This window comes from Pseudomonas sp. GX19020, from assembly GCF_023371075.1.
In the GTDB taxonomy this organism is placed as follows: Bacteria; Pseudomonadota; Alphaproteobacteria; order Rhodobacterales; family Rhodobacteraceae; genus Pseudogemmobacter.
Window position 1 is genome coordinate 14,570 of record NZ_JAMCCR010000002.1, and the last position, 18,081, is coordinate 32,650.

14 protein-coding genes and 2 tRNA genes are annotated in these 18,081 nt (G+C 62.8%); 13 read left to right on the forward strand and 3 right to left on the reverse strand.

Annotation, left to right across the window (positions count from 1 at the left end; all coding sequences use genetic code 11):
* Positions 1–32: 32 nt before the first annotated feature.
* Entirely contained in the window at positions 33–2,066 is a 2,034-nt protein-coding gene (locus M3484_RS04710) for a hydantoinase/oxoprolinase N-terminal domain-containing protein (protein ID WP_249495954.1), read from the forward strand.
* Positions 2,067–2,127: 61 nt separating this feature from the next.
* Positions 2,128–2,204, forward strand: a tRNA-Met gene (locus tag M3484_RS04715).
* Positions 2,205–2,375: 171 nt separating this feature from the next.
* On the opposite strand, the gene M3484_RS23935 is transcribed toward M3484_RS04715, so the two are convergent.
* Together M3484_RS23935 and M3484_RS04720 are read right to left on the reverse strand one after the other, a co-directional pair.
* Complete coding sequence (locus M3484_RS23935; protein WP_502942431.1) at positions 2,376–2,468, reverse strand: hypothetical protein; 93 nt, start codon at positions 2,466–2,468, stop codon at positions 2,376–2,378.
* 205 nt (positions 2,469–2,673) lie between these two features.
* A complete protein-coding gene (locus M3484_RS04720; protein ID WP_249495955.1) occupies positions 2,674–2,817 on the reverse strand; it encodes a hypothetical protein in 144 nt (47 codons plus the stop codon).
* A 252-nt stretch (positions 2,818–3,069) separates the two neighbouring features.
* On the opposite strand from M3484_RS04720, the gene M3484_RS04725 reads away from it, so the two are divergent.
* On the forward strand, positions 3,070–5,058 hold the full coding sequence (locus tag M3484_RS04725; RefSeq protein WP_249495956.1) for a glycosyltransferase family protein: 1,989 nt from the start codon (positions 3,070–3,072) through the stop codon (positions 5,056–5,058).
* Positions 5,055–6,113, forward strand: a complete 1,059-nt coding sequence (gene wecB, locus M3484_RS04730) for a non-hydrolyzing UDP-N-acetylglucosamine 2-epimerase (RefSeq protein ID WP_249495957.1) — start codon at positions 5,055–5,057, stop codon at positions 6,111–6,113. The genes M3484_RS04725 and wecB overlap by 4 nt, the downstream gene beginning before the upstream one ends.
* Positions 6,114–6,633: 520 nt before the next feature.
* On the opposite strand, the gene M3484_RS04735 is transcribed toward wecB, so the two are convergent.
* Positions 6,634–6,718 (reverse strand) — tRNA-Leu (locus tag M3484_RS04735).
* Between the two features lie 197 nt (positions 6,719–6,915).
* Between M3484_RS04735 and M3484_RS04740 the strand changes: the two genes are divergently transcribed.
* From M3484_RS04740 to speB, 9 genes are all read left to right on the forward strand, one after another.
* Positions 6,916–7,902 carry a complex I NDUFA9 subunit family protein gene (locus M3484_RS04740; RefSeq protein ID WP_249495958.1) on the forward strand — a complete coding sequence of 329 codons (987 nt, stop codon included), beginning with the start codon at positions 6,916–6,918 and terminating at the stop codon, positions 7,900–7,902.
* A gap of 4 nt (positions 7,903–7,906) precedes the next feature.
* Positions 7,907–8,707 carry an undecaprenyl-diphosphate phosphatase gene (locus tag M3484_RS04745; RefSeq protein WP_249495959.1) on the forward strand — a complete coding sequence of 267 codons (801 nt, stop codon included), beginning with the start codon at positions 7,907–7,909 and terminating at the stop codon, positions 8,705–8,707.
* 161 nt (positions 8,708–8,868) lie between these two features.
* Entirely contained in the window at positions 8,869–10,302 is a 1,434-nt protein-coding gene (locus M3484_RS04750; RefSeq protein ID WP_249495960.1) for an NAD(P)-dependent oxidoreductase, read from the forward strand.
* 21 nt (positions 10,303–10,323) lie between these two features.
* Entirely contained in the window at positions 10,324–10,584 is a 261-nt protein-coding gene (locus tag M3484_RS04755) for a hypothetical protein (protein WP_249495961.1), read from the forward strand.
* Entirely contained in the window at positions 10,581–11,324 is a 744-nt protein-coding gene (locus M3484_RS04760; RefSeq protein ID WP_249495962.1) for a hypothetical protein, read from the forward strand. Before M3484_RS04755 ends, M3484_RS04760 begins: the two co-directional genes overlap by 4 nt.
* A complete protein-coding gene (locus M3484_RS04765; RefSeq protein WP_249495963.1) occupies positions 11,314–11,766 on the forward strand; it encodes a GFA family protein in 453 nt (150 codons plus the stop codon). Before M3484_RS04760 ends, M3484_RS04765 begins: the two co-directional genes overlap by 11 nt.
* A gap of 11 nt (positions 11,767–11,777) precedes the next feature.
* On the forward strand, positions 11,778–16,316 hold the full coding sequence (gltB, locus tag M3484_RS04770) for a glutamate synthase large subunit (RefSeq protein WP_249495964.1): 4,539 nt from the start codon (positions 11,778–11,780) through the stop codon (positions 16,314–16,316).
* A gap of 149 nt (positions 16,317–16,465) precedes the next feature.
* Positions 16,466–16,927 (forward strand): GNAT family N-acetyltransferase, encoded by a 462-nt coding sequence (locus M3484_RS04775; protein ID WP_092900860.1) that lies wholly within the window; start codon positions 16,466–16,468, stop codon positions 16,925–16,927.
* A gap of 12 nt (positions 16,928–16,939) precedes the next feature.
* Positions 16,940–17,899, forward strand: coding sequence for an agmatinase (gene speB / locus M3484_RS04780; RefSeq protein WP_249495965.1), 960 nt, complete (start codon positions 16,940–16,942; stop codon positions 17,897–17,899).
* The last annotated feature ends 182 nt before the right edge of the window (positions 17,900–18,081 follow it).

The window sequence follows — 18,081 nt, forward strand, 5'->3', positions numbered from 1 at the left end:
GGCGCGCGACGAACAGCAGTGAAGGACGGGTCATGGCCTTTTTCCTCGGGGTCGATACCGGTGGCACCTATACCGATGCGGTCATTCTGGACGAGGCGGAGAACCGCATTCTGGGAACAGCCAAGTCATTGACGACGCGGCATGATCTGGCCGAAGGCATCGGCGGTGCCGTCGATCGCGCGCTGGCGCAATCGGGCGTATCGGCGCAGCAGATCGCGCTGGTCTCGCTGTCCACGACGCTGGCCACCAATGCGCTGGTCGAGGGCCAGGGCGGCCGTGTCGCGCTGATCACCATGGGGTTCGATGAAGATGACCTCGCGCGCGCGGGGCTTTCTGATGCGCTGAAGGGCGATCCGGTGATCCGCATTGCCGGCGGCCACAGCCATGCCGGAATAGAGGCGTCCCCCCCTGATCTCGCACGGCTCAGGGCCGAGGTGACCGCGCTTGGCCCCGAGGTGATGGGCTTTGCCGTCGCCGCCCGTTTCGCCACCCGTAACCCCGCGCATGAGCTTGCGGCGCGCGACCTGATCCGCCAGGTGACAGGCCGCCCGGTCACCTGTTCGCATGAGCTGTCCGCGCGGCTGAATGGCCCGAAACGCGCGCTGACTGCAGTGCTGAACGCGCGGCTGATCGGGATGATCGACCGTCTTGTCGCCGCCTGCGAACGGCATCTGGCCCGGATCGGCATCGAGGCCCCCCTGATGGTGGTGCGCGGCGATGGTGCGCTGATCTCGGCCGCGATGGTGCGCGAGCGCCCCATCGAGACGATCCTCTCCGGCCCCGCCGCCTCGATTGTCGGCGCGCGCTGGCTGACCGGTGCGCAGGACGCACTGGTCTCGGATATCGGGGGCACCACAACGGATGTGGCGATCCTGCGCGGTGGCCTGCCCGAGATCGACCCCGAAGGCGCCCGTGTCGGGGGATTCCGCACCATGGTCGAGGCTGTGGCGATGCGCACCACCGGCCTTGGCGGCGATTCGGAAGTGCATCTGATCAATGAGGGCCTCTCGGGGCGGCTGCGCCTCGGGCCGCGCCGCCTGCTGCCGGTCTCGCTGCTGGCAATGACGGCGCGCGATATGGTGCATGAAGCGCTGGAGCGCTGGCTCTCGGGCCCGGCGCCGGGCGAATATGATGGCCGCTTTGTCGTGCCGATGAAGGGGGTCGAACAGGCCGGTGGCCTTGGCCCGCGTGACCGCGCCCTGCTGGAGCGGATCACCGCGCCGATGCCGGTCGCGAAGGCGCTGAGCTCGCGGCTCGAAGCGGCAGCGCTGGACCGCCTTGTCGCGCGCGGGCTGGTGATGCTTTCCGGCGTGACCCCCTCGGATGCGAGCCATGTTGCGGGTCGCCTGAGCGACTGGGACCGGGAGGCTGCCGAAAAAGCGCTGCGTCTGCTGGCATTGCGCCGCAATGGCGCGGGCGAGCGGTTCGCGCCCGGCCCTGACGAAATGGCGCGGCGGATCATTGATCAGGTCACCGCCCAGACCGCCGGCTGCCTGCTGGAGGCCGCCTTTGCCGAAGACCCCCGGTTCAGCGACGAAGATGCAGCCGCGCTGGCGCGGCATCCGCTGCTGGTGGCGGGGCTTGACCAGCACCGGGGCGTCATGGCGCTGTCAGCACAACTGGCTTTGCCGGTGATCGGCCTTGGCGCCTCGGCGCCGTCCTATTATGGCGCGGTGGGGGCGCGACTGGGCTGCGAGATGATCCTGCCGGAACATGCCGGTGTCGCGAATGCGATCGGGGCCGTGGCGGGTCAGGTCAGCCAGCGCGTCTCGGGCCTTGTGACATCACCGGCCCAGGGACGGTTTGTCGCGCATTTCACCTCTGGCCCCAAGGCCTATGGCGACCGCGACGAGGCGCTGGAGGCAATGGAAACCGCGCTGCGCGCTGAGGCCGCCGCCCGCGCCCGCCAGGCCGGGGCAGTCGACCTTCACCTGAACGCCAGCCGCGAGATTTCCGAGGCCGGGATCGAGGGGCAGATCCTGTTTATCGAAGCCACGGTAACCGTTACCGCCACCGGCAGACCCCGCATCGCCCATGGCCCTGGCGCAGATGAGTCCGCAAACTGAGGCAAAAAGCGCGTATACCCCCTTGACGCTTCTGACCGGCCCGCATATCCCCGCGCCCAGTGGCTAGGTAGCTCAGCTGGTTAGAGCGTGCGACTCATAATCGCAAGGTCGAGGGTTCGAGTCCCTCCCTCGCCACCACTTTCAATCATAATGGTTGGTTTTAAACGGAAAATTTGGGATTGACCCGATCTTTCCGCTTATCTGCCCGCCTATAGCAAAACGACGCATGGCGACCGATCCTAACCAGTGGCGGCATTAAGTCGGCGCGACAAATCACCCCTCCGTCGTAACCGAGGGGTAATTCGGCCATCACGCGAATCCGCCAGGAACGCTATGGACGTGACTGTAGCTACGGTTGAGATGCCGCCCGATCTCCCGGAAGCTCGCGCCGCTGTTCCGCAACTCGGCCCTATTTTAGCACGCTTTCGCGGTGAGAAGCCGTCCACCTCGGACATCCCAGTCAGTTGCCCAGGGGTCGGTGTCAGCCGCAATCACCTTGGGCGGGATGATTGGCACGGGACAGTGTACCAGGGCGCAATTGCGGGCAGCGACCTCGGCCCGGTCCTTGTCAGACCAGGTCACGGATCAGGCCTCCCACCGGGCATCATCAACTATTGCGAGAAACGGCATCAGCAGGGCGGGTGTGATCGGTCGCGAGGACCGCCTGCTGCAAGATGCCGAATGCCGCCATGAGGTTTTCACATGGCGTGCCCGTCCTGATTGCGGTGAGTTTGGAAGTGTCGTCGCTCATGCCCGCCCCTTCGGCAAATTGACGCTGTCGGGGTTCCCGCAGATTTCATCACTCAGCTCTCGCGCAATGACCAGAAGGCCGACCTTGGCATCGCCCTCACCGAGGCGTTCGTTCTTGAGCAGCTCGAGGGCGTGCTGGCCGGGCTGCCTGAACGGGACGCCAGCCAGCGGTGACGCGCTCTGTGACGGATCGCGGGCAGCACGGGCCGATCATCCGGCGGTACTGGCGGCCTCGCCGGAAGACCGGGCGGTGGTGAGCAAAGCCCGGGATGCCCTGGGCGGCCCTTCAGCAATGCCATCCCGATATCTGCCACGCGGGCTCTCGTCCTTCCTGTTCGCTCGATCAACCCGCTCCTTGCCCCGAAACAACCCGGCACGAAAAACTGACAAGACTATCCCTGTTGCGGGGGATCGTATATTCGGGTTCGCAAGGTATCCGCCCCGCCAGCCGCACACCCCGCGCTGGCCGCCACAGCTGGAGCAGAAGGAACCTGAGACGATGAACGCCCCGGTCCTCACGTCTGCGCTTGCGCTTGGCGATGCCGCCCTGCCTGGCCTCGACGATCTTCCCCGCATCCGCCACGTCCCGGGCGAGCTGAGTTTCGAGGGCCACCGCATCGCCCTTCCCGCTGCGCGACTGGATGTGGCTGCGGCAATCACCGCCGGGAAGCTCGACGAATGGATTGCAGTCGCTCGCTGGATCTCAGACCGCCTGGGTCCGGACCGCGCGTTGATCATCTCGCATGCCAATCCTCTGCGCGACCTGGCACTGCTGGGCTCGGCCCAGGGGCTGTTTTCCTATGGCCTGACCTTCGCGCAGGCGCTTCAGCGCGTTTTCGTCGGGGACTATGCCCTGATCGGGTCAGCTTCGCTGTGCATCTTTGCCGATGCCGACATAGAGGAACAGTTCCGCCGCGCCTATGTTCCCCATTACACCGGTGTCCTGGCTTCCGATGGTCCACAGGCCATCGCCCGCGCGCTGGAGTCCGTGCGCGTCACCCCGGTCAGCTTCCAACCATCCGGGAAGTCCGGCTCGGGGAAGCTGAAGGTATTGCTGATCGCCTATTTCTCCGGCCCATCCAGAACTGTCGGAGTGCAGCGGATCAATTACTGGCACGCTCAGATGGAAGCCCTGTCGCAGGGAGAGGTGGAGATCACCCTCGCCACGGCGACACCATGGCCGAATCCTCCCCAAAATGTACGGATCATCCCCGACTGGGGCCCTGCCGTGCTGATCAGGCCCGACGGCAAGCCTGAAAGCTGGGCAGTTCCCTTCCTCGACAGCGAGAAGCTGAACGCCAAGAGCGCCTCGACGCTTTCCTATTACTGGCGCATCGCACTGGAGCGGCATTTCGAAGCCGCAGACGATCAATACGACGTGGTGATTCTGTCAGGCAATCCCTTTGCGGTCTTCGACTTCGCCACCTGGGCCAAACGCCGCTGGTATGCGCGGGTGATCCTCGATTACCGCGACCCCTTTGCCAACAATCCACGCATGGCCTTCACGCCGCAGGCGCGGGAAGCTGTCCGTTACCTCGAACAGGGCTATAACCTCCAGGCCGACCTGGTGACCGTCGTCAACGACGACTGCATCGCCAAAGTAGAGGCGCTGGAAGATGTGCCGGTCAAAGTCATCCCGAACGGCTTTGACGAGCGCACCCTGGTACAAGCGCGGACACGCTGGCGGGAGGCGGATTCGTCCATCCACTTCGTCCATGCCGGGACGATCTTCCATGATCGCTCGCCCACAGCGCTGATCGGAGCGCTGGATCCCACACGCCACCGGTTGCATCACATCGGTAACCTCGCAGGAATCGATCCCGCCGATCAGGAGGCTCCCCAGGTGGAGCTGCATGGCACGCTGCCCTATCCCGAAGTGCTGGGCCTGATCTCGCAGGCCGATTGTGGCATCGTCTTCGTCTCGGAAACCGGATTCGAAACGCCAACCAAGCTTTACGACTACCTGGCCTATGGTCTGGATATCCTGATCGTCACCCATGGCCCACTATATGGCGGCGCGGTTGCCGAGGTGCTAAAAGGGCTTGAGGGAATCTATTGGGCACAGAATACGCCTGAGGGACTTGCCTCTTTCATCGCTGATTACACGCCCGCGGCAACTCGGCGCGACGCGGCATATAATGACAGGTTCACCCGCCGCGGCGGCACCCTCGAACTGCTTGAGCAGATCGGCCGGCTGACCGGGCATTCCTTCACCCAGAAGAAGACGGGAATGGAAGCATGACGAAATCCGTCCTGACTGTTGTCGGCGCCAGGCCGCAATTCGTAAAAGCGGGCGCGGTCAGCCGGGCACTGCGCGCCCACCCGGAACTAACCGAGTGGATCGTTCATACGGGCCAGCACCACGACGCCAATATGTCCGACATTTTCTTCACCGAAATGGACATTCCCGCCCCGCGCTGGAGTCTGGACATTCATGGTGGCCAGCATGGCGAGATGACAGGCCGGATGCTGGCAGCACTGGAAACGGTCATGGTCGAGAACCGCCCGGATCTTGTGCTTGTCTATGGGGATACCAATTCCACCCTGGCGGGTGCGCTTGCGGCGGCAAAGCTGGGCATTCCCATCGCCCATGTCGAGGCGGGGCTACGCTCCTTCAACCGTGCCATGCCCGAGGAGATCAACCGCGTCCTGACCGACCACCTCAGCGCCCTGTTATTCTGCCCGACTGGCCTCTCTGTGCGCAACCTGGCCGCCGAGGGAATCACCGGACCGCAGGTGCATGAGGTGGGCGATGTCATGTTCGACGCTACGCTGCACGCCCGCAGCCTGTCGGCCGACCGCTCCGATATCCTCAGGGACCTCGGCCTGACGCCGAAGGGCTATTGCCTTGCCACCATCCACCGGGCAGAGAACACCTCCTCACCCGAAAAGCTGGCACGGGTTATCGCCTATCTGCGCGAGGCCGCGGCGGCTGAGGGTGTTCCATTGGTGCTTCCCCTGCATCCGCGGACCCGGCAAGTGGCCGCGAACCTGGATCTGGATGGGATCATGGTGATTGAGCCGCAGGGTTATTTCGACTTCCACCGACTGCTTGGTGATGCCCGGCTGATGCTGACCGACTCCGGCGGGGTGCAGAAGGAAGCCTATTTCCATTCCGTCCCCTGCGTCACGCTGCGTGACGAAACCGAATGGGTAGAGACGATCGAAGCCGGCTGGAACCGGCTCTGGACCCAGGAAGGCCAGACCGAGCGCCGGTCGATACCCGATTACGGTACAGGCGACAGCGCTGGTGCCATCACCCGCATCCTTTCTGACTTCCTCTATCAGAGGCGCTGACCAGACCTCTCCGTGTGTGGCTTTTGCCTCGCGCCGGGCTTTGTTGCATGCCTCTGGCCGCAAAGGATTCAAGTTGTGAATCCAGGCGGTCAGATGGTCCGCATGAGCAATCCACTACCCGCCCGCCAGCCTGCCGAAATCCAGATCCGTATCGCACCGAACATCCGTTTCTTGGCCCCCGGAACGGCAGAGATCCTCTGCGTGGAGCAATGACAGCGGCGAAAGGGCGAATCCTGCCTCAGGCGGGAGTTACGCATTAGCGCCGAAAGATAGTCAGGGTCCGAAATGGCGGTGCAAGCCTCCGGCAGATCGGCTGATATCTCAACCGCAGCCCCAGCCGCGTCCGGAGTGTTCCGGGCTGATATCACGACTTCCGCCCCCGGCTTCGGCTGGGGGAGACTCTGCCGCAATACTGGCTGTCATTGGTGGCGACTGGTCGCTCTTGTTTTTGCGGGTATCAGAAATGGAAAAGCCCCCTGATCGGGGGCTATCCAGCAAAAACAATTGCTTGGTATAGATTTGGTGCCCAGAAGAGGACTCGAACCTCCACGCCTTGCAGCGCTGGTACCTGAAACCAGTGCGTCTACCAATTCCGCCATCTGGGCACGCTTTCAGTGAGGGCGATGTAGCCCTGGGGCAAAGGGTTGTCAACACGGGCTCGCGCGGAAATCGCAAGATTTTTTGACACTCGTGCGAAAGGCTCGCTGGCGCGGTCCTCTCATGGGGCTTTGGGCTTGCTGGCCCGGCATCCGGGGGCTATGGAACGGGGAATGGACGCGACGCCCGCAGGGGAGATTTCCGCATGAGCAAGCTGGTCACCATTTACGGCGGGTCGGGCTTTGTCGGCCGCTATATCGCCAGGCGCTTCGCCGGCCTTGGCTGGCGGGTCCGCGTCGCGGTACGCCGCCCGAACGAGGCGATCTTCGTCAAACCCTATGGCGCCCCGGGCCAGGTCGAACCGATCCTGTGCAACATCCGCAATGAAGCCAGCGTGAAACGCGCAGCCCTTGGCGCGGATGCTGTGGTCAATTGCGTCGGCACGTTCCGCCGCGGCGGCCGGAACAACTTTCAGGCCGTCCATGTCGACGGCGCCACGATCATCGCCCGCGCCGCGCGCGAGGCCGGTGTCGCAAAGCTGATCCATATCTCGGCGCTCGGGGCCGATGCCGGCAGCGCCTCGCTTTACGGCCGCAGCAAAGCAGCCGGCGAGGCCGCAATCGCGGCGGAATTCCCCGGTGCGGTCATCCTGCGCCCCTCGGTGATTTTCGGCACCGAAGACAGTTTCTTCAACAAATTCGCCGGCATGGCGCAATTCGCACCGATCTTGCCGATTGCCGGCGGTCAGACCCGCTTCCAGCCGGTCTGGGTCGATGACGTGGCCCTGGCTGCCGTCAATGCCGTTACCGCTGACGCCGCTGCCGGCATTTACGAGCTGGGCGGACCCGAGGCGATGCCGCTCCAGGATCTTTTGCAGCGCATGCTGCCGGTGATCCAGCGTCGCCGTCTGATCCTCAACCTGCCAGGCGGGCTGATGTCGCTGCCGGCCTTCGGCTTTGACATGGCCGAAGTGCTGACCGGTGGCCTGATCGTCAACAAGATCCTCACCCGCGATCAGCTGAAAATGCTGAAGGCCGATAATGTGGTGACTGAGGGCGCGCGCGGCTTCGCCGATCTGGGCGTGACTGCCTCCGCTTTTGAAGCGGTGATTCCGGATTACCTGTGGCGCTTCCGTCCTTCGGGGCAATATGCCGCCATCAAGAACTCGGCAAAAAACCTGAAGAAGGTCTGAGATTGTGGACAACACGCTGATTGCCGCCTTTCTGGGTCTCCTGGAAGGGCTCACTGAGTTTATTCCGGTCTCATCGACAGGACATCTGCTGCTGGCGGGGCATTTCCTTGGCTTCACCTCGGAAAGCCGGACCTTCGAGGTGGTGATCCAGCTTGGGGCGATCCTGGCGCTGACCTCGGTATTTGCGGTCAAGGTCGGGCGGCTTTTCATGGATGCGCGCCATGATATGGCGGCGCGGCGTGCCATTGTGTCAGTGGCACTGGCCTTTCTGCCCGCCGTGGTGATCGGGCTGCTGGCACATGGCTATATCAAAAGCGTGTTGTTTGAATCGCCGAAGCTGATTTCGATCATGCTGATCATCGGCGGCGTCATTCTGCTGGTGGTGGACCGTATCGCGCCGAAACCGCAGCATTTCGACGCGCTGGAACTGCCGCTGGGCAAGTCGCTCGCCATCGGTTTTTGCCAGTGTCTTGCGATGATCCCCGGCGTCTCGCGCTCTGGCGCCACGATTGTCGGCGCCCTGATGATGGGGGTCGAAAAACGCGCCGCAGCCGAGTTTTCCTTCCTGCTGAGCCTGCCGACCATGATCGCCGCAGTCTCCTATGATCTGTTCAAAAGCCGCAATGATCTCGATTTCAGCGCGGTCTGGGATATCGCCGTCGGCTTTGCCGTGGCCTTCCTTGCAGCGGTTCTCGTGGTGAAATGGGTGCTCTCATATGTCAGCCGCCATGGCTATGCGATCTTTGGCTGGTGGCGAATCATCGTGGGAACGGCAGCGCTGATCGCGCTTTTGGCTGGCAAATAGGCAGGTCAGGAACCGATACTGACCTATTTTTCACATACAGCTGAGGATTTTTAATCGAAAGCCCTCGAAAACGATATATAGGTCAGAATTGCTGACTTTTATTCAAAACCCCTCAGATGTAGGAAGGCGCACCCGGAACCTGCTTTGAGGGAAGCGCAGCCATGGCCACGCAAAAGATGCTGAAATTTGTTTCCCTGGGCAAAGAGATGCCCGAGAAACGCAAAGCCTCTGACCGCAACCAGGATTTCGACGAGATCTATCGCGAATTTGCGGCAGAAAAGGCGGCCGAGCAGGCGAGCCGCTGTTCCCAATGCGGCGTGCCTTATTGCCAGTCGCATTGCCCGCTGCACAACAATATCCCCGACTGGCTCCGCCTTACCGCCGAGGGCCGGCTGAAAGAGGCCTGGGAGATCAGCCAGGCCACCAATTCCTTCCCCGAGATCTGCGGCCGTATCTGCCCGCAGGACCGGCTTTGCGAAGGCAATTGCGTCATCGAACAATCCGGCCATGGCACGGTCACCATCGGCTCGGTCGAGAAATACATCACCGATACCGCCTGGGAAGAAGGCTGGGTGCAGCCGGTTGTCCCGCATGTCGAACGCATGGAATCGGTCGGCATCATCGGCGCGGGCCCGGGCGGGCTTGCCGCTGCTGAACGGCTCCGCCGCGCGGGTGTCCAGGTCACGGTCTATGATCGTTATGACCGCGCCGGGGGGCTGCTGACCTATGGCATCCCGGGGTTTAAACTGGAAAAGCCGGTTGTCATGCGCCGGGTGGAACAGCTGGAGGCCTCGGGCGTCACCTTTGTCCTGAATTGCACCGTCGGCGTTGATCTCTCGTTCGAGGAAATCCGCGCGCGCCACACCGCCGTGCTGATCGCCACCGGCGTCTACAAGATCCGCGAGATCGAGGCCCCCGGTTCGGGCGCGCGCGGAATTGTCAGGGCGCTTGACTATCTGACCGTGTCGAACCGGCTCTCTTTCGGCGACAGCGTGCCGGAATATGAAGATGGCAGCCTGAACGCGAGCGGCAAGCGCGTCGTCGTCATCGGCGGCGGCGATACCGCGATGGACTGCGTGCGCACCGCGATCCGCCAGGGCGCGACTTCGGTGAAATGCCTTTATCGCCGCGACCGAGCCAATATGCCCGGCTCGCAGCGCGAGGTGCAGAATGCCGAAGAGGAAGGCGTAGACTTCGTCTGGCTCGCGGCGCCGAAAGGCTTTTCGGGCGGCACAGAGGTCGAGGGCGTGATGGTACAGAAGATGCGCCTTGGCGCGCCGGATGCCTCGGGCCGTCAGTCGCCCGAGGTGATCGAGGGCGCCGATTATGTCGAACCCGCCGATCTCGTCGTGCAGGCGCTCGGTTTCGAACCCGAAGCCTTGCCGAAACTCTGGGGCGTCGACGAGCTGACCGTCACCCGCTGGGGCACGATCAAGGCCGATTTCCGCAGCCATGCGACCTCAATTCCGGGCGTCTATGCCGTGGGTGACATCGTGCGCGGGGCAAGCCTTGTCGTCTGGGCGATCCGTGACGGCCGCGAGGCGGCAGATGCGATCATCGACTCCTTTGGTCATGCCGCTGTCGCGGCCGAGTGACCCTTTCCCGGGAGAAGCGCCATGATCCGTTGCCTTGCTCTGCTCTGCGCCGTGGTGGTCTCGCCCGCCCTGGCCGCAGCCAGACCCTTTGACACGACCTCCCCCGCGATCCCGGGCGGGGCGTGCGGCGAGGGCTGTGAAGGCGCGAAACAGGTCCGTCATCTGCGCCCCTTCGCCCTGATCCTCTCGGGCGAAGATGGCTTTGAAGTGAATACCGATACCATCAGAAGCAAGGTACAGTCGGGGGCAGTGCTCCCTGCTTACGAGGTCTCGCCGATATGAACCGTTTTTTCACCGTCACCCTGTCTTCTGCGCTGCTGCCCATGCTGGCGGGTCTGGCAGAGGCGCGCACCTGGTCTGCCCCGGAAAGCTGCGAGATCTTCATGACCGTGCAGGCCAAGGGCTGCCGGGTGTCGAATTACTATACCTGCACCACCGATCCGAAAGGTGATCAGTGGCGCGCCGATTTCGACCAGGAAGGGCTTTTCTTCCGGTCGCGGATCAATTCCGAAACCGAATGGGTCGAGAGCATCAGCGAAGGCGAAGGCGCAGGTACGGTGCAGATCCTGGCGCCGGCCCCCGCCGATCCGGCCTCGTTCTCGGAACTGATTGAGACCGGGATCGACACGTTTGAATTCTCGCTGACCCGCAATACCGGCTTCGACACCACGGTGACCGGTTTTGACCGGCTGACCGGCCGCAGCGTGACGATTGACGGTGTCGTGCTGGAGGAAACCGAATTCGAGGCGACCGAGACCGATGCCGATGGCGCCCAGGTCCGGCGCTCGCGCGGCAATGAATATATCTCGCGTGAGATGCGGCTGTTCTTTTCCGGCCCCGGCCAGAGCGATCTGGGCGATGGCCAATGGCTGCCGATCGACGGCAGCCCGATCGACTTCATCTTCCCCGGAGAGCCCGGCTTTGCCTCCCCCCGCCCGCTTTATGACTGCGATCCGCTGATGACCGAAGCTCCTGCCGATCCGGCGCTGGAGCGGCTGTGGAGGGCGCGTTATGGCGACTGAAAAAACCGGCCAATGCCTGTGCGGTGCGGTGCGGCTGACCATTTCCAGCCCGCCGTCAGAGCTGAGTGTCTGCCATTGCGGCATGTGCCGACGCTGGACCGGGTCGGCCTTTGTCACAATCGATGTGGCGCCGCATAATCTTCATATCGAAGGGGCCGGTCATGTGCGCGCCTATGCCTCGTCAGACTGGGCCTCGCGCAGCTTTTGCGGCACCTGCGGCACCACGCTCTGGTATCGGCTGAAAGATGCGCCGGGCCATGACGATTATTACATCGCGGCCGGGCTGCTGGATGACCTGACCGACACCAGGCTGACCCGCGAGATCTATATCGACGCCAAGCCCGATGCCTGGGCCTTTGCCGGCCCGACCGAGAAAATGACCGAAGCCGAGCTGCTTGCCTCGATGGGCATCTCTGCCGATTCCGACCCCGCCAGCACCTGAAGGAGTGAGCCATGACGATCTATGATGAAGCCTGGGTGAAAGCGGAAGAAGCCAAGCGCGCTTTCATGGCTGAAAACAGCCTTTACCGCGATGAGGACGAACATTCCTCCTGCGGCGTGGGTCTCGTCGTGGCGGTCTCGGGCAAGCCCTCGCGCAAGGTGGTGCAGGCGGGGATCGACGCGCTGAAAGCGATCTGGCACCGGGGCGCGGTCGATGCTGACGGCAAAACCGGCGACGGCGCCGGCATCCATGTGCAGATCCCGGTCGATTTCTTCTATGACGTGGTGCGCCGCACCGGGCATGAGCCAGATCCGCAGAAATGGATCGCAGTCGGCCAGGTCTTCCTGCCGCGCACCGATTTCGCAGCCCAGGAGCGTTGCCGGACCATCGTGGAAACCGAGGTTCTGCGCATGGGCCATTATATCTATGGCTGGCGCCACGTTCCGGTCGATATCTCGGTTCTGGGCGAGAAAGCCAACGCGACCCGCCCCGAGATCGAACAGATCCTGATCCGCTGCGAAAAGGAAATCGACCGCGAGCAGTTCGAGCGTGAACTCTACATCATCCGCCGCCGGATCGAGAAGGCGGTCACCGCGTCGGGGATCTATGGATGCTACCTCTGTTCGCTGTCCTGCCGCTCGGTGATCTACAAGGGGATGATGCTGGCGGAACAGGTTTCGGTCTTCTACCCCGACCTCCAGGACGAGCGTTTCGTCTCGGCTTTCGCGATCTACCACCAGCGCTATTCCACGAATACCTTCCCGCAATGGTGGCTGGCACAGCCCTTCCGGATGCTCGCGCATAACGGCGAAATCAACACGCTGAAGGGCAATGTCAACTGGATGAAATCGCACGAGATCCGTATGGCATCGAGCGCTTTCGGCGAGATGGCGGAAGACATCAAGCCGATCATCCCGGGCGGCACGTCAGACAGTGGCGCGCTGGATGCGGTGTTTGAGGTCATGGTGCGTTCGGGCCGTTCGGCGCCGATGGCCAAGACCATGCTGGTGCCCGAAGCCTGGTCGAAACAGACCGACACCATGCCCCAGGCCTGGGCGGATATGTATTCCTATTGCAACTCGGTGATCGAGCCCTGGGATGGCCCGGCAGCTTTGGCGATGACCGATGGCCGCTGGGTCTGCGGCGGGCTTGACCGCAACGGGCTGCGGCCCATGCGCTATGTCATCACCGGCGACGGGCTGCTGATCGCGGGGTCCGAAGCCGGCATGGTGCCGGTCGATGAACTGACCATCCGCGAAAAGGGCGCGCTTGGGCCGGGCCAGATGATCGCGGTCGATATGGTGGATGGCAAGCTCTACCATGACACCGAAATGAAGGACAAACTTGCTTCTGCCCAGCCTTACGGCGAATGGGTCGGCAAGATCACCCATCTCTCGCCCGATCTCGACGCGCTGCCGGAACATGCGATGTTCCGGGCGGGCGAATTGCGCAAACGCCAGATTGCGGCCGGCTATTCGGTCGAGGATCTGGAGCAGGTTCTGGCCCCGATGGCGGAAGACGGCAAGGAAATGATCGCCTCAATGGGCGATGACACGCCGCCGGCGGTGCTGTCGAAAATCTACCGGCCGCTGTCGCATTACTTCCGGCAGAATTTCAGCCAGGTGACGAACCCGCCCATCGACTCCTTGCGCGAAGGCCGGGTGATGTCGCTGAAAACGCGTTTCGGCAATCTGCGCAACGTGCTGGATGAAAACTCCAGCCAGACCGAGATCCTGGTGCTGGAAAGCCCCTTCGTCGCCAATGCCGAATTTGACGCGATGGTGAAGCAGTTCGGCGAACATGTCGCTTTCATCGACTGCACCTTCCCGGTCGGCCCGACGCTGAACGACCTGCAAAATGCGCTGGAACGGATCCGGGCCGAGGCCGAGGATGCCGTGCGGTCTGGCGCGGGCCAGCTTATTCTGACGGATGAGCATCAGGACGAGGGCAAGGTCGGCATGCCGATGATCCTCGCGACAAGTGCCGTGCACAGCTGGCTGACGCGCAAGGGGCTGAGGACCTTCTGTTCAATCAATGTGCGCTCGGCGGAATGTATCGACCCGCATTATTTCGCGGTGCTGATCGGCTGCGGCGCCACCACCGTGAACCCTTACCTCGCGCAGGACAGCATCGCTGACCGCATCGACCGGGGCCTCCTGGAAGGCAGCCTTGTCGAGGCGATGCGCCGTTACCGCGATGCGATTGACGCCGGGCTTCTGAAGATCATGGCGAAGATGGGGATCTCGGTGATCTCGTCTTACCGCGGTGGTCTGAACTTCGAAGCCGTGGGCCTGTCGCGCGCCATGGTGGCGGAATATTTCCCCGGAATGCACAGCCGCATCTCGGGCATCGGTCTGCACGGGATCGAGCAGAAGATCGAAGAGGTCCATGCGCGTGGCTGGCTCGGCGGCTCGGATGTGCTGCCGATCGGCGGCTTTTACAAGGCACGGCGCTCGGGTGAAAAGCATGGCTGGGAAGCCCAGACCATGCATATGCTGCAAGCGGCCTGCGACCGCGCCAGCTATGATCTGTGGAAGACCTATTCCGCCGCGATGCGGTCGAACCCGCCGATCCATCTGCGTGACCTGCTCGACATCAAGACGCTGGGGAAACCCGTGCCGATTGAAGAGGTGGAAAGCATCACCTCGATCCGCAAACGGTTCGTGACTCCGGGCATGTCTTTGGGCGCGCTGTCGCCCGAAGCGCATATGACGCTCAACATCGCAATGAACCGCATCGGCGCGAAGTCGGACAGCGGAGAGGGCGGCGAGGATCCGGCGCATCAGTACCCGTTCCCCAACGGCGACAACCCCTGTGCCAAGATCAAACAGGTGGCTTCCGGGCGCTTTGGCGTCACGGCGGAATATCTGAACGCCTGTGAGGAACTGGAGATCAAGGTCGCCCAGGGCGCGAAGCCCGGCGAGGGCGGCCAGCTTCCGGGCATGAAGGTCACCGATCTGATCGCGCGACTGCGGCATTCGACGAAAGGCGTCACGCTGATCAGCCCGCCGCCGCATCACGACATCTATTCGATCGAAGATCTGGCGCAGCTGATCTATGACCTGAAACAGATCAACCCGCGCTGCAAGGTGACGGTAAAGCTGGTCTCGGCCTCCGGCGTCGGCACGATTGCGGCGGGTGTCGCCAAGGCAAAAGCCGATGTGATCCTCGTGTCCGGCCATAATGGCGGCACCGGGGCCTCGCCCGGCACCTCGATCAAATATGCCGGTCTGCCCTGGGAAATGGGTCTGACCGAGGCACATCAGGTGCTTTCCATGAACAACCTGCGCGAGCGGGTGACGCTTCGCACCGATGGTGGCCTGCGGACCGGGCGCGATGTGGTCATGGCGGCGATGATGGGCGCGGAAGAGTTCGGCATCGGCACCGCTGCGCTGATCGCGATGGGCTGTATCATGGTGCGTCAGTGCCAGTCGAACACCTGCCCGGTCGGCGTCTGCACGCAGGACAAGGCATTGCGCGACAAGTTCACCGGCAATGCTGATAAGGTCGTCAACCTGATCACCTTCTACGCGCAGGAAGTGCGGGAAATCCTCGCCTCCATCGGGGCGCGGTCGATGGATGAGATCATCGGACGGCCGGATCTTCTGGTCCAGGTCTCGCGTGGGGCTGCCAGCCTTGACGATCTTGACCTGAACCCGCTTCTGATCACGGTCGATGGCACGCAGAAAATCACCTATGACCGCTCGAAGCCGCGCAATGCAGTGCCCGATACGCTGGATGCCGAGATCATCAAGGATGGCCACCGCTTCTTTGAGGATGGCGAGAAGATGCAGCTGTCCTATGCGGTCAGAAACACGTCCAGGACCATCGGTACCCGGGCCTCGTCGCATATCGTGCGCAAGTTCGGAATGAAGAACAGCCTGCAGCATGACCATCTGACGGTGAAACTGACCGGCAATGCCGGGCAGAGCCTTGGCGCTTTCGCGGTCAACGGGATCAAGATCGAGGTCCAGGGCGATGCGAATGACTATGTCGGCAAGGGGCTGTCGGGTGGCGTGATCGTGGTGCGGCCGATGATGGCCTCGCCGCTGAAAGCCGAAGACAACACCATCATCGGCAATACCGTGCTTTACGGCGCGACCGATGGTTTCCTCTTTGCTGCCGGCAAGGCGGGCGAGCGGTTTGCGGTCCGGAATTCGGGCGCGAGCGTGGTGATCGAGGGCTGCGGCTCGAATGGCTGCGAATATATGACCGGCGGCGTGGCAGTGATCCTTGGTGAGGTCGGCGCGAATTTCGGCGCAGGCATGACCGGGGGCATGGCCTATATTTACGACCCCGAAGGCCGGGCTGCGGATCTGGTCAACCCCGAAGGGCTGCTCACGAACGGCCTTGGCCACCCGCATTGGGAGACGCAGCTGAAAGACCTGGTGGAACGCCACCGCGCCGAGACCGGCTCGCGCAAAGCCGAAAGGATTCTTGCCGAATGGGAGAGCGAGCGCGGCAATTTCCTTCAGGTCTGCCCGAAAGAGATGCTGCCGCATCTGGCGCATCCGCTGACCTCGCTGGCGGATAAAGTGCCTGCCGAATAAGCGGTCCGGCTGCACCAGACGCTGCCTGAAACGACAAAGGCCCTCCGACTGATCGGGGGGCCTTTTCCATTCTGCCCGTCCCTGTCCTTGCGCTCTTGACCCGCGCCTGGACCTGGATAGTCATATCCCGGTGCAAAGGGGTATCCGCCATGACCGCAATCATTTCCGAAGAACACCCGCTTACGCCCGATCTGGCGCTGCTGTTTGACCGCCATACCGCTGATATGCACGCCCAGACCCCGCCCGAGAGCATCTATATGATGGATAAATCTGCGCTGGCGGCGGCAGATGCGCGGTTTTTCGTGCTGCGCGAGGCCGGGACGCCCCTGGCTATGGGCGCGCTGAAACGGATCACGCCGGATCATGCCGAGATCAAATCCATGCATGTGCTCTCTGAGGCACGCGGGCGTGGGCTGTCGTCGAAGATGCTCGCGCATCTGATCGCGGCGGCGCAGGGGGATGGTTACGGGCAGCTTTCGCTGGAAACCGGGCGCGAAGAGATCTTCACCCCGGCAAAGCGGCTTTATGAAAAGGCCGGGTTCACCGAATGCGAGGCCTTTGGCGATTACAGCCATGACCCGAATTCGCTTTATATGACGCGCGCGCTGTAAGGAGCCCATCACATGACCCGCATCCTCCACGAACCCGTCGATGCGTCCCGGGTGCCGCGTTTCGCCGGCCGGCCGAGCTTTATGCGGCTGCCCACCCCGGACACGCCCGAGGGCCTTGATATCGCGCTGGTCGGCATCCCCTGGGATGGGGGCACCACCAACCGCGCCGGCGCCCGCCATGGCCCGCGCGAGGTCCGCAACCAGTCAAGCCTGATGCGGCGCGGCCATCATGTCTCGGGCGTGATCCCCTATGAGCTGGTCGCAGTGGCGGATGTGGGCGATATCGAGGTGCAGCCCATCGACCTGATGGCGGCGCTGGCCCAGATCGAGGCGGGGATCGCCGCGATCTGCGCGGCGGGGGCGCTGCCCTTGTCGGTCGGGGGTGACCATCTGACGACGTTGCCGGTTCTGCGTGCGATCCATAAGGCGCGGGGGGAAGGGCCGCTGGGTCTTGTGCAGTTCGACGCCCATTCCGACACCAATGACCGCTATTTCGGCGACAATCTCTACACCCATGGCACCCCTTTTCGTCGTGCCATCGAAGAGGGGATCCTCGACCCGCAGAAGATCGTGCAGATCGGCATTCGTGGCTCGGTCTATGCCGCTGATGAACATCAGTGGGCGAAAGATCAGGGCATCCGCATCATCTATATCGAGGAGGCCGACAGGCTTGGCCCACAAGGTGTGGTGGATGAAGTGCATCGCATTCTGGGCGACACCCCCTGCTATGTCACCTTCGACATCGACGGGATCGACCCCTCAATGGCGCCCGGCACCGGCACACCCGAGATCGGCGGCTTCACCACCCGCGAGGCCCAGACCATGGTGCGCGGCCTTGCCGGCCTGAACATCCGGGGCGCGGATGTGGTCGAGGTCTCTCCGCCTTTCGATATCGGCGGGCTGACAGCTCTGACCGGAGCAACAATTCTCTTCGAACTTCTCTGCGTGATTTCGGCCGGCCTGAAGCGCTGACCCGTAGCGATCGCACGGAAACACCGCCCCTGCCCCCGCGAAAACGGGCTGAACACCCATCTCTGGTTGTATTAAATGCTTCACTTATCAGAAAGGGTTGTATCATAAAGAAGATACAGTCACCTACTTTGGTTACCGGATCCCGATAACATGAGAGTTCGTCTGCCAGGCTGGATAACCCA